Genomic DNA, 15103 nt, shown 5'->3' on the forward strand with positions numbered 1-15103 from the left:
TGATTCCTTTGCTTAAAATTTAACATTCACCCCGAGTGTGTATACCGACGAAATCGGGTACGAGCTGATGTCTACCCCCTGGTGCAACCCGTTCAGGCCGTTGTTGCTGACCTCGGGGTTCATGCCGGGGTAGTTCGACAGAATGAAGGCGTTTTGCGTACTGAAATACAACCGGGCTCTTTTCACGAACGGATTCTCCCGGATCGGGAAATTGTAGCCGACGGTGATGTTTTTCACGGCCAGGTACGAACCGTCGAAAACCCAGCGGGTGTTGTTGTAACGGAACAATTCGGTGGTGCCGCTGCGGGTACGCGGAATCTTGCCGTTGCCCGGGTTGTCTTCCGACCGCCAGCGCTGGGCAATTTCCTTCGTCACGTTGAACACCCCGTCGATGTTTTCGGTCCACTCCAGCGTACCATCAATGATGTCGCCCCCAACCGAACCGGCAATGACCACGCTCGCGTCGAAGTTTTTGTACGAAAACTCGTTGGTAATCCCGTACAGAAAATCCGGATTGGGGTTGCCGATAATGGTGCGGTCGTTGAAATCAATCACCCCATCGCCGTTAAGATCCTTCATCCGAACCGTCCCGACCATCGACGACGCGTGTTTGGGCTGGCTGGCGAGTTCTTCCTGCGTCATGTAGACGCCGTCGTAAACATACCCCATGAACTGGCCGAGCGGCTGGCCAACCTGCGTGCGGTTGTAGTCGCCCTGGTTGGCGTTTCCGCCGATGGGCGTGTTGTTGGTCCCGAGCTTAACGGCTTTGTTGCGGTTGAAAGAAATGTTGAAGTTGGTATTCCACTTGAAGGCGCCGGTCATGTTGCGCGATTCGATGCCGATTTCGTGCCCCCAGAAGTTAAACTGGCCGATGTTGGAACGAATGCTCGAAAAACCGGACTGGTTCGGAATATCGATGGCGTACAAAAGACCGTCGGTTTTTTTCCAGTAATAGTCGTAGGTCAGGAAAACGCGGTCGCGCAAAATGCCCACATCCAGCCCCAGATCGTACTGAACGGTGGTTTCCCAGGTCAGGTTGTCGTTGCCAATCCGCTCAATCCGGCGGCCCGGCGCTACGTTGTTATCGAAAACGTAGTTGTTGGTAGCCACCGCAGCCAGATAATCGTAGTTTCCGATGTTGTTATTACCGGTTTTACCGTAACTGGCGCGCGCTTTCAGGTAGCTGATCTGATTCACGCTCTTCATGAAGTTTTCATCCGAAATCACCCAGCCCAGCGAAATCGACGGAAAATTACCGTACTTGGTGTTGGCACCGAACCGGGAGCTGCCATCGCGCCGAAACGCCAGCGAGAGCAGGTACTTACCGGCGTAGTTGTAGTTCACCCGACCGAGGTACGACAGCAACGACCACTGGTAGGCGTCGCCGTTTCCGACCCGAACGTTGGCCGCGTTGATCCACTCAATTTCATCATCCGGATATTGCGAAGCGTTGATGACACTGTTTTCGTAGCTCGCTTTCTGGGCCGAGTAACCGGCCAGAACGTCGAAGCTATGCTGACCGATGGTGCGGTTATACGTTAGCGTGTGTTCCAGCAGCCAGGTCAGGTAGTTGGAGGTGCTGTAGCTTCCGATGGGGGGCAGCGGAGGAGCCGAAAACATGCCACCCCGTGCGGTCGACGGTTCGAAGGACCGGAAGACGGTATTACCGATGTCTGTATTGGCGCTGATTTTGTAGGTCAATCCTTTCAGAATATCTACTTCACCATACACATTTGCCAGCGCGTTGAATTCCTTGGTCGGGTTCACCCGCTGCGTCAGCACCAGGTAATAGTTCGGGTTGGCAAACATCCCCGGCGCGCTGAACGAAATGGGGTAGGTGCCGTCGTCATTGCGGTATTTGAGCGAAGGGTCCATCAAAAAGGCTGAACCGATGATATTACGGCCACCGGCCAGCCCCGGCGTAATTTGGCTGGGCCGGAATGAACCTGACAGGTTCAGGCCAAACCGAATCCGGTCAGAAGCGTTGAACACGCTGTTGGCCCGGCCCGTAAACCGCTCGGAGAATGTATTCAGAATAACCCCTTCCTGTTTGTTGTAATTCAGGTTGACCGCCGTTCTGAATTTATCAGTGCCCGACGACAGCCCCAGGTTGTAGTTCTGGGTCGGAGCGGAGCGAAGCAGCACATCAAACCAGTCCGTGCCGGGGTTGTTGCGGTATTGTTCCGGATTCTGGTAAACTTCCGGCACCCCGCCCGTATAGTTCTCATACCGGGCCTGATCTTCGTAATATTCCTTTTTGAACTGCGCGAACTCGTAGGCATTCATCACGTCCGGACGGCCCCGCTTGGAAACTTTTTCGAAGCCGTAGTAGGAGCTGAAGTCGATATTGGTCTGGCCGCTTTTGGCCTGTTTGGTGGTAATCAGAATCACCCCGTTGGCCGCCCGCGAACCGTACAGCGAAGCCGACGCAGCATCTTTCAGCACCGAAACCGACTCGATTTCATCCGGACTGACACTGGTGATACCGGCTACGGTCGGAAAGCCGTCGATCACCACGAGCGGACTATTCCCGCCGTTGATGGACGCCTGGCCCCGCACCCGGAACGACACACCCCGGCCGGGTTCGCCCGAAGTCTGGTTAACCTGCACACCCGCCATCCGGCCCTGCAATTTCTGGCCCAGGTTCTGCACCGGAATGTCGGCAATTTCGGTTGTTCCAATGCTGCTGACCGCGCCAGTAACATCGCGTTTTTTCTGGGTACCGTATCCCACCACCACCACTTCTTCCAGGGCCTTGGTATCGGGTTGCAGATTAACGTTTACGGCCGTTTGGTTGCCAACCGCTACTTCCTGAGGCATATAGCCCACAAACGAAAAAATCAGCGTGACATTTCCGTCGGGAACGCTCAGCGAAAATTTTCCGTCGGCGTCGCTGGACGTTCCTTTTTGCGTTCCCTTGATAACAACGCTAACCCCGGGCAGGCCGCCCCCTTTTTCGTCGGTGATCAGACCGGTAATGGTTCGGTCAACAACCTGAACTACCGGAGTACTTTCTCCCATGCTCGTAGGTTCGGGTTGTGCCGATGCGTTGGCTTCGGTTTTGATAATTATCTGTCCACCAACAACTTTGCAGTTTACTTTGCTGGGGTAGAACACTTCGTTGACCGCTTCGACCAACGGTTTTTCCGCGATTGCCACCGATACTTTCCGGCTGGCGTGCAGCGACCGGGAGCTGTATACGAATTTGACTCCCGCGGTTTCTTCGAGCCGGTTTAAAACGACCCGAATCTCGGTATTACTGGCTTTGATGCTGACAGTTTTTTGCAATAATTCCTGGCCTGTAACTTCGCTGGCCAGGCTGCGGCTGACGAAAGCGATCAGCAGCAAAAAAGGAAGGAGCGAAACTCTCGTAATTCGACCGATAACGGTTATGAATCTTCGATGTTTTTTCATTCTTTTGTTTTGTTAAATCTCAGAATTTGACAATTTTTTCCGATACCATCTGGCAGGATGAAAATTCGTATTCGGAAAGGACGGAAAGGCCGGGTTCGAAATGTGGCAGCATTTTGGATCTGGCTTTTCTGCTTATAGCTGACCTTATCCCGATGGTACGTTGGGGTTTGGGGCCTGGAGAAATAAAAGGCTGTTTTTACAGATCATAGGATTTTGGGTTTGGTAAAAACGATTGGTTACTTCTGGTTTATTCACAATTGCCGCCCGACAACACAATGCTGGTGCCTTTCACCTCATAGCGTGCATTGAGGGATTCGGCGATGATGTCGAGCTTGACAAAAAAAGGCTGGTCGGTGAGGTCAGCTGTGACCGGGCAGTTGTTGATTGCTTCGTTGATGAGTTCAAACTTCAGCCCATAAGCCGATTGCAACTTTTCAAGCACCTCACGCAATGGCGTGCCCGAAAACCGAAACAGCCGTTGCCGGGCCAAATCCGCCTGGGGCTTTATCGTAATAGGCTTGGCTACCAGACTTGTTACAAAGTGATTGTTGGAATGGTAGTAGGTCACTTGCTGGTTGGGGTTTAGCACCACGCCGTTGTTGAGGCCCTCCCGGCTAATAGCTTTGACGGGTTCCCGGCGTTCAACGATGACTTTTCCCGTCATGACCGACACCACCACATCCCGGGAATCTTGCTGGTCGGAGCGGACAAGGAAGCTGGTGCCCACAACTTTCGTGGCAATCTCTCCGGTGTATACGATAAAGGGCTTGTGCGCGTCTTTGGTGACGTCAAAAAACGCCACCCCGTTCAGGTGCACTTCCCGTACGTCTGTGCTGAACGGTTGTGGAAACTGAACCCGGCTGCCGGGGTGCAGCGTGATCCGGCTGCCATCGTCCAGCAAGACGGTTTTAGTGGTGGAACCGGTGTTGATTTCTTCGCGGAGGCCTGTTGTTGCGGCTAGGGGTCCGACCCGCAATTCGTCCCTGGAAAAGACCCGAATGTAGACCAGCCCACCGATCAGCAGCAGCGAAGCAGCCAGCGCGAGCTGAAAATACCAGGAGCGCCAGAGACCGATGCTGGGGCGCGCCCAACCCGGTTGCGGGTTGGCTTTGCCGTTGATCTGTTCCTGAATCTGTTGCCAGATGAGGGTCTGGAGTTCGGCCTGGCTGTATTTTCCGGATTCCAGCGGGCGTTGCACACCGGTTTGGTTGTACCAGGCGTCGATGGCTTGTCGCTCTTCGTCACTACAGGTTCCTTCCAGGTAGCGCTTCAATAAAAGGGGAAGGTCCTCTCGGCGAATATCCATGATCAGAGTTTAGGCGTTTGTAGAAAACAGGCACTGGCCGCAGCCACCCGATTTGCTACAAGTCACATTGGGCTGCCCCCGACCGCAAATAGTTTAGAAACTTGTGGGATAAGTACTATGAATTAGCCTCTTAGTAGATAAAGTTCTTTGATTAGTACAATGAGTGGTGCTGCCAACGGCTTAGCGGAAAAAACCAATGAACAGAAAAAGGTAAGTTGCGAAGTTTTTCAGGTGTGACCGCAACAGGCGAAGCGACTGGGTGATGTGGTATTCGACGGTGCGTTCGGGAATGTGCAGAAATTCCGAAATTTCCTTGACGGTTTTGTGCTCCAGCCGGTTTAAGCGAAAGATTTCCCGAGTTTTCAGCGGCATGTGTTCCAGCACCTCTTCAACGGCTTTGTGCAGGTCTTCGTAAGCCAGGTTGTTTTCGGCCCGTTCGTCGAAATAACTGACCAGGTCCTCCACGCCGGGGTCCCAGTACTTTTTCCGAATCAGGGCGTCCCGGATGTAGTTAATAACTTTATACTTGACAGCCGTAAATAAATAGCGGTCGAGGTGGTCGATGTTCAGTTTTTCCCGCCGTTCCCAGAGTTCGACGAAGATATCCTGAACGATCTCGGCGGCCGCTTCTTCCGATTGAAGCCTTCGGGCCGCTACCCTGAATAGGTCGTTCCAATAGCGTAAATAGATGGCCTGAAACGTCTCAGGGTCAAGGCTATTTAAGCGGTTGGTCGGCGTATCTTTAGGAAGGTTTGAAAACTCCATAAAGGGTCAAATTTGCAAGGCTATAGTCGAATCAATACACCTGGCCTTCTGGGAAGGACCAAATGAATACTCAAAATTTTCATAAAAACCGTTGACGGAACTGTCCTGTACTTGCCTGTAAAAGTTTTCGAAAGAATGGAATCAATGTGCGGTGGGTTCTTTTTCTTTGCGGGCTCATTGTATTACTGATGTCATGTTACACCGCGTTGTTATTACCGGATTAGGCGCTTTTACACCCATTGGCTCTACCCTTCCGACCTTCTGGCAAAACGTGGTCGAAGGGCGGTCGGCAATGGGCCCCATCACTCGTTTCGATGCCTCGTTGTTTCGGACCCGGTTTGCGTCCGAAATCCCCCATTTTGATCCGCTGCCGTACCTGGGCCGCACCGACAGCAAGCGGACGGATCGGTTTACGCAGTTTGCGCTGATTGCCGCCGAGCAGGCCATTCAGGATTCCGGTTTTGACCTGGGAAAAATGGATCCGTTTGATGTGGGCGTAATCTGGGGTTCGGGGCAGGGCGGAACCGAAACACTGGAAGACCAAACCACCGAGTTTGCCCGGGGCGACGGCCAGCCACGCTTTAGCCCGTTTCTGGTTCCCAAGGTGTTGGTCAACCTGGCGTCGGGGATGATTTCGATCCGGCACGGTTTTATGGGAATCAACTATACGGCGGTTTCGGCCTGCGCAAGTTCCAACTCGGCGCTGATGGATGCGTTTAACTACATTCGGCTCGGAAAAGCCAAAATCATCGTCAGTGGGGGCTGCGATGCCGCCATTACCCCGTCTTCATTCGGTGGCTATTGTTCCATGAAAGCCATGTCGACCCGGAACGATGACCCGGCCACGGCTTCGCGACCGTTCGATGTCGAGCGCGACGGTTTTGTGATGGGCGAAGGAGCCGGAGCCATCATTCTGGAAGAATACGAACACGCCGTTCGGCGGGGCGCTACGATTTACGGGGAAATGACCGGGGCTGCCATGACCGGCGACGCTTACCACATTACGGCTACCCATCCCGATGGCATCGGCGCAACGCGGGCCATGCAACTGGCGCTGACCGAGGCCCGCGTCAACATCGAAGACCTGGATTACCTGAATGCCCACGCGACCTCAACGCCGGTCGGGGATTTGTCGGAAATGAAAGCCGTGGCGCAACTGACCGGCTCGAAAAAGACAAAGCTGCACATCAGCGCGACCAAATCCATCACCGGGCACCTGATGGGCGGAGCCGGAGCGATCGAAGCCATCATCAGCCTGCTGGCCCTGCGCGACAACGTTATTCCACCCACCATCAACACCACCGTGCGCGATCCGGCTATTCCCGAAAGTCTGAATATTGTTTTCCGGGAAGCACGGACTACCGAGGTCAAAACCGCTATGAGCAATACCTTCGGGTTTGGTGGGCACAACGGGATCGTAGTTTTTCAGAAAATATAAAAACCGTACGGCGAAATACCCTACCTTTGCCGGGCAACTTTAGGGGTGTCAGGACCAGCATGGACTGACTGAGAGCATACCCTCACCACCTGATGCAGTTTGTACTGCCGTAGGGAAAAGTTTCCGGGAAACCGTTCGCCCCTCTGAAGTTGCTGTAGATAAACCGACCGACAGCAACATGTATCCAACTCCTCAATCTGTCTGGGCCGACCTGGAAACGATTCGCGCGCAGGCTCCGCTCATCCACAACATCACCAATTTCGTGGTGATGAACAACACGGCCAACGCCCTACTCGCCCTCGGTGCTTCGCCCGCGATGGTGCACGCTCCCGAAGAAACCGAAGATTTCGTTTCCATTTCCAACGCGCTGGTGGTCAACATCGGAACGCTCGATGCCACATTTGTTGCGGGCATGAAACTGGCCATGCGCCGGGCGAAGGATCTGGGGAAACCGGTGATTTTTGACCCCGTTGGCGTGGGTGCAACGGCTTTTCGCAATCAGGTCAGTCAGGAGTTGTTGTCGCTGGCTGCGCCCGCCATCATCCGTGGCAATGCGTCGGAAATTATGGCACTGGCCGGTCTGAATGCCCAAACCAAGGGCGTAGACAGTACCGTGGGTTCCGAGGCAGCCGTCGAAGCGGCCAAACGACTGAGCAACGTCTGGGGCAGTGTCGTCGTGGTCAGTGGTGCCATCGATTACATCATCCGTGGGGAGCAGGTGGCTACCGTTGCCAACGGACATCCACTCATGACCAAGGTGACGGGGATGGGCTGCACCGCTACGGCTCTGATCGGCGCGTTTGCGGCCGTGAATCCCGATTATTTCCGGGCGGCTACACACGCCATGACCGTGATGGGAATAGCCGGAGAACGGGCGGTGCAGAAACAGGCCGCGCCCGGAAGTTTGCAGGTGAACTTTCTCGATGCCTTGTACCAACTGACCGAGGCTGATCTGGCGGAAGGGCTAAACCAACCACAGGTATGAACGGGTTGTATTTGGTGACCGACAGCGGCATTGGTGCGCAGGCCGGGCACCGCCTGCCGTTTATCGTCGAGGAAGCGTGCCGGGCTGGGGTGCAATGGGTGCAACTGCGTGAGAAAGCCATCACGACCCGTGCTTTTGTGGAACTGGGGGCCGAATTGAAACGAATCACACAAACTTACGGGGCCAAACTGATTATCAACGACCGGATTGATGTGGCATTGGCGATCGATGCCGACGGCGTACACGTGGGGCAGGACGACATGCCGCACGAGCTGGCGCGGGCGCTCATTGGTCCGAACAAAATCCTGGGTTTGTCGGTGAACAACCGAACGGAGCTGCAAGCCGCCGAAGGAGCCGACGTTGATTACCTCGGGGTGGCGGCTATCTTTCCGACGCCCACCAAGCAGGACACGTCCAGCGCACTCGGGCTGGACGGCCTTCGGGAGCTTTGTTGCCTGACCAAGCTGCCCACGTTCGCGATTGGTGGGATCAACGCCGATAATATTCGGGCGATCAGGCAAACGGGCGTATCGGGTGCCGCCGTGGTTTCGGCCATTTGTGGCCAGCCGTCGCCTTACGAAGCCACCCGTGAACTGATTCAACGGGCTGATTGGTAACGCGGGCAGCTAATGCCTGAAAAACCGTACCGCATGTCAACCTCTTAATTTTTCTCCATCATGAAAACATACGCACGCGCGCTGACGATTGCCGGTTCTGACAGTGGCGGAGGAGCCGGAATTCAGGCTGATCTGAAAACGTTTGCTGCCCTCGGTTGCTACGGCATGTCGGTCCTGACGGCTCTGACGGCCCAGAATACCAAAGGGGTCAGCGGGATATTCCCAGTTCCGGCTACCTTTGTTGGGGACCAGATGAGGGCTGTTCTGAGTGATATCGGTGCCGATGCCGTTAAAATCGGAATGCTGCATTCGCCGGAAGTTATCGAACAGATAGCCCAGACGCTGACGGAATTTGGCATAAAAACCGTTGTGCTTGATCCGGTGATGGTGGCAACCAGTGGGGATAAATTGTTGCAGGACGACGCCATCGACGCGCTCAGGTCCCGGTTGCTGCCGCTGGCGTCGGTGATTACGCCCAACCTGCCCGAAGCGGGCGTTTTGCTGGGGCGATCCATCGGTACGTTTGCTGAAATGCAACAGGCAGCCATTGATTTGAGCCAGTTTTGTCCGGGTGCTATCCTGGTTAAAGGCGGGCATTTAACGACCGACGAAAGCACGGATTTGCTGCGCCTTCCTTCGGGCGAAATGCATTCGTTTTCGACGCCCCGGATCGACACCCCGAATTCGCACGGGACGGGGTGCACGCTTTCCTCCGCGGTGGCCGCCGGGCTGGCCAAAGGCTTATCGGTTGTTGAAGCCGTATCGATGGCTAAAGATTACCTGACGCAGGCGCTTCAGATAGGGTCGGTGTATCGGCTGGGGCAGGGTCACGGACCCGTTCATCATTTTTTCAACGTTTGGCAGTAACGCAATGGCATCATTTACCACCCAGCTCTGGAGTGATATTCTACCGGTTTACGACGCAATTTTACGGCACGGTTTTGTGCAGCAACTAACGGCGGGGAGCCTGCCTGGCGCGACGTTTCAGTATTACATTCAGCAGGATGCGCTTTATTTGACTGATTTCAGCCGGGCATTGAATCAACTAGCGGCCCGTTCGTCGCAGCCGGATGAACTATTGCAGTTGACGCAATTTGCCCAGAATGCGATTCTGGTAGAGCGGGCGCTGCACGAAACTTACTTCGCGCTGTATCAAATCGAACCGGCAACCGAGAAAATGCCGGCCTGTTTTGCGTACACGAATTACCTGCTGGCCACTACCTCGCTGCAATCGCTGGCGGTGGGGGCAGCTGCGGTACTGCCCTGTTTCTGGATTTACCGGGAAGTGGGGAAGTTCATCTACCAGCGCGCTGTTCTGAAAAACCCCTATCGGAGCTGGATTGATACCTACGCGGGCGAGGCTTTTGATCAGTCGGTTAAGCAGATGCTGGACCTGACCGATCGGCTGGCGGAATCGGCGGGGCTGGCCGAACGCGAAAAAATGCGGGAAGCGTTTCGGACTGCGAGCCGGCTGGAGTGGTATTTCTGGAACGATGCGTATACGCAAAACCGCTGGCAGGTGGGGTTTGAGGGGTTATAAAACCGCTTACTCATCCAGGATCTCGGCGGCTAATGAATGGACGGTTTTCCACGAAAACGGCAGCCATTGCCCATTGCTGTCATCGAATACTTCCGTGGCGGCTTCGCAGGGAAACAATTTATAATCGAATTTGGGGTAGTTACTAACCATGTAACCGGGGTAGTAGTACTGTTTTTGCAGGTGCCGGGCGTAGTTGATTTTCTGCAACATCAGGTATTTTCCCAAGCTATAACGGCGGTAGTCGGGGTGGTAAAAATTCATGATACCGGCAATGCTGTCGGCCCCCAGATCGAAAATGCCAACGGCGATGACCACATGCTGATCCCGAACTTCAATGGCGTACGTCTCGAACAAATCGTACGTGGCATCGCTGTTGAGCCAGAAATCGACCGATTCCGGCGCTTCAAAATCAACCGAGCTCCGGTACAGGGCATAGAGGGTTTCCATCTCTTGCGTCAGCACAAATGGCCGGGCGGTAACCAGAAACCGTTCGTTGCGCCGGAACAAACTGCGCTGCTTGCTGCCGTATTCGACCGCTGGAAGAACAAACCGCAGCCAATGCACGGGAAAAATCGTCTCATCGTAGATCAGGTATCGGCACGTAAAAAGATTCTGGTGCATTCGAAAATAACCCATACTCAGGTACAGGTCCAGCTTGCTTCCTCGCATCGTTGGTGGGTGGGTTCGTGCTGCGCTTGCGGCTTTTACAAAGTACTATGAAAATGGGCAAAAATCCAGCCATTTTTTACCCGTTTTCTTCTCAATGCAGCCGAGGTGCGTCTGAAATGACATGGTAGATGCGCGCTAAAGCGTTAGCATAAACGGGTGTAAAATTAGAAAAGTTGGTGACAATCTGACAGCCGCAACGGCGGAGTTACTTAGTAAATAGCATAAAACCTGGCAGGTCTTGAAGACCTGCCAGGTTTCGTTCATAGCGCCTACATTGCCAGATGGCTTAGTTCTCGAGTTCGACGGGGTTTTGGGCATTGCCGTCGAAAGCGTTGCTCGTTGGGGCGTCGGTGTTGATTTTAGATCCGTATCCAACCCAGATTCCGTAGCCGCCACTGCCGCTGATGCGCGTGTTTTTGACGGATATAGTGGCATTGTCGCCGTAAAGCGCCAGGTTTGCCCGTTTGCCGGAAACGATGACCTTGCTGCCGGCGTTTCGGATGTCGGCGTATTCAATGCTGTTCTGGGTGCTGGTTGAGTGGTTCAGAATGCCCGTCCAGTAAGCCGCTCCGCTTCCGGCTCCGGTGAGCGTAACTTTCTGGTTGACCGTTCCTTTCGCGACCAGGTAGCCACCCTCGTTGATGGTGATTGACTCGTCGCGGGCTACTTCGATGGTCACGCCGGGGTTCAGTTTCCAGCCGGTCCGCGCGGTTACCGAACCCAGCAGGCGATACGGTGTTTTATCCGCAAAACCACCCCAGACAACCTCTTCTTTGGTGTTGTGGCTGCCAATATACCCTTCCTGAATTTCAACGACGTTGCGACCGTTACCGCTGGTAAAAACCGAGCCTGCATCAAGTTTAGCCACATTTTCCGTGGAGAGCAAAATACCGGCTTCGGTGTTGTTGCTGAAGGTGTTGGTCGAAAACTCCCGCAGAATGGCTTCGCTGTAAGCGTACAAACCGTAACCGTCGTTTTGCGAGAACAGGGTGTTTTTCAGGGCGATCTGAGCATCCTTGAACATGGTCATCCCTGCCTTTTTGTTGTCGATCATGGGGCGGCTTCCGGCATGGAGAATTTCCACGTGTTCCAGGATATTCACATTGCTTTCCGAGTTGATCATAATGCCGGTCCAAAATCCTTTCGTTTGCCCGATTCCGATGAAACGGATTTTTTTCTCGGCGGTTCCTTTGGCCACCAGAATGCTGCCGTCGGCCACCGTGAACCTAACGTCGCGTTCAAACGCAATCACAACGCCGGGATTGATGGTCAGTTCGTGCTTCACCGCAATGTCTTTCGGAACGATGTAATCCGGCAGGTTCGGATTCAGGATGCGATCTTCCAGAACGGTTTTTACGGTAATGTCCTTGTTGAGTGTGACCGGCTGGGCTACAGAAGCCATTACCATCACCTTGTCGATACTGGTTCCTTCGCCGTTGGACACGGTCAGGGTAATCTCGTATTCACCCACTTCGTCGGGTGTGAACGTGGGTCGGGCGGTGGTGGGTGCCGTCAGAGCAACTACGCTCTTGGCGGGTTTGGTGGTAATAGCCCATTGAAACGTCAACGGTTTTCCCTGACCATCTTTTGAGGCTGTTCCGTCCAGCGTAACTAGTTGGCCCACCTGCACCGGTTGGTCGAGACCGGCGTCGGCTACGAGCGGAGCGGTGGGTTCGGGTTGTGTTTTTTTACAACTCGTGACCAGCAAGAGCGCCGTTAAGAAGAATAGTAAGGTGTTGCCCAGCGTAAAGCGCTTCCGGGCGGAGTGACGAACGGTTTTCGTCGGGTAGATGGATTGTTTTACAGGAGTCATTAGCTTGTTTGTTTACAAAATTTTATGGAAAGTAAGGTGTCATTACAGAGTTATCGGTGCAGGTGAAACCGTCCGCTGATGGACCGGGCGTCGCTGTGTTGTCCGTGCTGAGGAGTCAAAACGCCTGAGAAACGTCCTTTGGCGGATCGGTCGTCGGTCCATTCTTCGATACTCACTTCGCCCCGGGGCGACAACGCGGTTTTGGAATACGACGAATAAATAGAGCCGCCAAACCCGTACGTAACCAGACTGATGCCGGGCTGAAACGACTGATCATTGCCAAACGGGTAGGTGCCGATGTGGTTGCCGCAGAGCGCGATCGACAAAAAACACTGGCTATCGGCTCCCAGGCTGATGTACCAGAGCCGGGTGGCATTTCGGTGGGCTACCCGGCACGCTTCCAGACTCGTGTACCGGGTGTCGTGGCCCGCAAACGTAACCTGAAGGTAATTGTTGTCGTCTGGATAAACCGGCTGGCTGGCCTGACAATCGGTTCCTAGTCCGATCATCAGAAAGTGGCTATAGGTAAGCATGGAGTAGGGGCGATTGGGTTTTTCCGCCTGACCCTGCGGGTAAGGATTTAAGGAAGTTCATGTTCTTTGTTGTCGTTGTTTCGAAAGCAAAATTGGGGCGGAGCTGCCCAATTTGACCTACGCACAACGGATAAGAACCTACCCGCAACGGATTTTAGCGGTTCGGCCCCGCTACAGTTCAGGTGCCGGGATGCGCAATTGGCGACGTGCTTCGGTCAGTTGAAGAGCAATGCGATTGAGCCCGTACGCTTTCTACGCTACTTTTATTCTGCCGATCGGGAATGGCCAATACCGGTAGTTCGGATCGCAATTCACGCAAAACCAGACAGGGGATATGGCGACTACGGTTTTAAATACAGCTGATTTATTCGAGTTTGATCTTCTGCACAACCGTGCGTCGGCTACGGATGCCGTTCGGTGTTGCCACCCCAAAGCCGGAATCGTTCAGATCAATAACTTCGGTTTTTCGCACATGCAGGTGATGGAAATCCAGTGGGATACGGCTGAAGATATCGAATTGCACGATGTGAGTCCTGCCGACAGCATCTCCATCAATTTTATGCTGTCCGGCTCCATCGATTCGACTTTCCGGGGGCTGAAACACGATCTGAACATGCGCGCCCGGACCCACAACCTGATTCATACCCCCGAGACCGGGCATATCAACCGGATGCCGCGCGGGCAATCCATGTCGGCCCTGCTGGTCGGTATTGATAAGGCATTTTTTGCGTCGTCCATTGGGCAGAGTGATGCCTGGAGCGAGCGGGTACTGAACGATTTACACCATGAGCGACCTTTTTCCGGCGTCAAAGGTGAGCCGGTGGTGACTCCGCAGATGCTGTACCTGATCGACGATATCCGGAACTGCAAAGCAACGGGGCCGATGCGAAATCTGTTGATTCAGTCGCGGGTGCTGGAGCTGGTCGCGCTGGAAATTGAGCAGTTTAAAAAGCCGGTGGGCGTTTCGGAAACCATGCCGGTGGAGGAAGTTGAAAAGCTGCACCAGTTGAAACTATACCTGGAAACCAATTTCCTGGCCGAACACACGCTGGCGCAATTGAGCCGGTATTGCCTGCTGAATGAATTTAAGGTGAAGAAAGGCTTCAAGCAGTTGTTTGATACCACGGTTTTCAATTACCTGCGCAAGTTGCGGATGGACCATGCCGGGCAATTGCTCCGAAACGCTGCGCTGTCAGTTGATGAGGTGGCCGACCGGCTGGGCTACGAACACGCACAACACTTCTCCATTGCTTTTAAAAAATATACGGGGCTAACGCCTTCGCAATACCAGCACGGTACGTCAGCGGTTCGGTCGATGAATGTTCAACCGGTTTTGGCGTAAGCATTCCTTGAACGAAGTTTTGTCTATTCAATAGACCGCTGGCGGACTGGAAAAGAGTTTTTGCAACAACCAACAACAACTAATGAAAACGTTACTAGCTTCCCTTTGGGTGTGTCTACAACTACTTGCTACTCAGGTGGCAGTAGGGCAGCGTTCGGAAAGCGGTTTGCCGCTTCGGATCAGTTTATTAAACGAAGCGGCTAGTTTGCCTTCTTTGAGCCGCCTGGTTTCCAGTCTGAACCCGGGTGTCAGCGTAGGAACCGAGTTTTATTACCACCAGGGAGAAAAACATCAGTGGTTCCAGTCTCTGAATCTGGGCGGATTTTCCCACCGGCAACTGACCACCTCCTTGTTTGTTACGTCGGAAGTGGGCTACCGGTTTTGGGCCGGTAAAATCAATCTGGACCTGAAAGTGGGACCTGGTTATTTGCTGAATAAGTCGGCGGCTCCCCTGTACCATTATGATGGGATTGAGTTTGTCAAAAGGTCGGGTTATCAGCACCGGTTTGCCGCCACTGCCGGCCTGAGCATTGGGATTGAGGCAGGTCCTGTCACGCCGTTTGTCTCCTACAACGTGCTGATTGAGGCCCCATTTCTGCGGGACAACTCGCTGTTTTTACCCCACCAGCTGATTCAGGTTGGTATTGCCAAAAAAATCCGTCGTTCACACCGCCCATAAAT

Annotated in this window: 13 protein-coding genes and 1 riboswitch; of the genes, 7 read left to right on the forward strand and 6 right to left on the reverse strand. The window is 53.9% G+C overall.

Annotated features, from left to right (window positions below; all coding sequences use genetic code 11):
* Positions 1–12: 12 nt before the first annotated feature.
* The 3 genes from ACYVH9_RS05830 to ACYVH9_RS05840 all read right to left on the reverse strand — a co-directional run bounded on the left by ACYVH9_RS05830 (position 13) and on the right by ACYVH9_RS05840 (position 5485).
* On the reverse strand, positions 13–3414 hold the full coding sequence (locus tag ACYVH9_RS05830; RefSeq protein ID WP_460635356.1) for a SusC/RagA family TonB-linked outer membrane protein: 3402 nt from the start codon (positions 3412–3414) through the stop codon (positions 13–15).
* A gap of 247 nt (positions 3415–3661) precedes the next feature.
* The gene (locus tag ACYVH9_RS05835; RefSeq protein WP_460635357.1) at positions 3662–4720 is read right to left on the reverse strand and encodes a FecR family protein; all 1059 of its coding nucleotides are present in this window, start codon (positions 4718–4720) and stop codon (positions 3662–3664) included.
* A gap of 180 nt (positions 4721–4900) precedes the next feature.
* Entirely contained in the window at positions 4901–5485 is a 585-nt protein-coding gene (locus ACYVH9_RS05840) for an RNA polymerase sigma-70 factor (protein WP_460635358.1), read from the reverse strand.
* 193 nt (positions 5486–5678) lie between these two features.
* On the opposite strand from ACYVH9_RS05840, the gene fabF reads away from it, so the two are divergent.
* The 5 genes from fabF (at position 5679) to tenA (ending at position 10065) form a co-directional block, all read left to right on the forward strand.
* On the forward strand, positions 5679–6923 hold the full coding sequence (fabF, locus tag ACYVH9_RS05845) for a beta-ketoacyl-ACP synthase II (RefSeq protein WP_460635359.1): 1245 nt from the start codon (positions 5679–5681) through the stop codon (positions 6921–6923).
* Positions 6924–6954: 31 nt separating this feature from the next.
* A riboswitch (TPP riboswitch) is annotated at positions 6955–7056 on the forward strand.
* Between the two features lie 45 nt (positions 7057–7101).
* A complete protein-coding gene (gene thiM, locus ACYVH9_RS05850; RefSeq protein ID WP_460635360.1) occupies positions 7102–7908 on the forward strand; it encodes a hydroxyethylthiazole kinase in 807 nt (268 codons plus the stop codon).
* Positions 7905–8525 carry a thiamine phosphate synthase gene (gene thiE, locus ACYVH9_RS05855; RefSeq protein WP_460635361.1) on the forward strand — a complete coding sequence of 207 codons (621 nt, stop codon included), beginning with the start codon at positions 7905–7907 and terminating at the stop codon, positions 8523–8525. The genes thiM and thiE overlap by 4 nt, the downstream gene beginning before the upstream one ends.
* 60 nt (positions 8526–8585) lie before the next feature.
* Positions 8586–9392, forward strand: a complete 807-nt coding sequence (gene thiD / locus ACYVH9_RS05860; RefSeq protein ID WP_460635362.1) for a bifunctional hydroxymethylpyrimidine kinase/phosphomethylpyrimidine kinase — start codon at positions 8586–8588, stop codon at positions 9390–9392.
* 4 nt (positions 9393–9396) lie between these two features.
* On the forward strand, positions 9397–10065 hold the full coding sequence (tenA, locus tag ACYVH9_RS05865; RefSeq protein WP_460635363.1) for a thiaminase II: 669 nt from the start codon (positions 9397–9399) through the stop codon (positions 10063–10065).
* Positions 10066–10071: 6 nt separating this feature from the next.
* Here the strand turns inward: tenA and ACYVH9_RS05870 are convergent, their stop codons facing one another.
* The 3 genes from ACYVH9_RS05870 to ACYVH9_RS05880 form a co-directional block, all read right to left on the reverse strand.
* On the reverse strand, positions 10072–10734 hold the full coding sequence (locus ACYVH9_RS05870; protein WP_460635364.1) for a GNAT family N-acetyltransferase: 663 nt from the start codon (positions 10732–10734) through the stop codon (positions 10072–10074).
* 286 nt (positions 10735–11020) lie between these two features.
* A complete protein-coding gene (locus tag ACYVH9_RS05875) occupies positions 11021–12547 on the reverse strand; it encodes a PKD domain-containing protein (protein WP_460635365.1) in 1527 nt (508 codons plus the stop codon).
* A gap of 50 nt (positions 12548–12597) precedes the next feature.
* Complete coding sequence (locus ACYVH9_RS05880; protein WP_460635366.1) at positions 12598–13080, reverse strand: hypothetical protein; 483 nt, start codon at positions 13078–13080, stop codon at positions 12598–12600.
* Between the two features lie 334 nt (positions 13081–13414).
* Here ACYVH9_RS05880 and ACYVH9_RS05885 point away from each other — a divergent pair, with 334 nt between their 5' ends.
* The gene (locus tag ACYVH9_RS05885) at positions 13415–14422 is read left to right on the forward strand and encodes a helix-turn-helix transcriptional regulator (protein ID WP_460635367.1); all 1008 of its coding nucleotides are present in this window, start codon (positions 13415–13417) and stop codon (positions 14420–14422) included.
* An 82-nt stretch (positions 14423–14504) separates the two neighbouring features.
* Positions 14505–15101, forward strand: coding sequence for a hypothetical protein (locus tag ACYVH9_RS05890; protein WP_460635368.1), 597 nt, complete (start codon positions 14505–14507; stop codon positions 15099–15101).
* The last annotated feature ends 2 nt before the right edge of the window (positions 15102–15103 follow it).

The sequence above is a fragment of the Larkinella harenae genome (assembly GCF_054780515.1).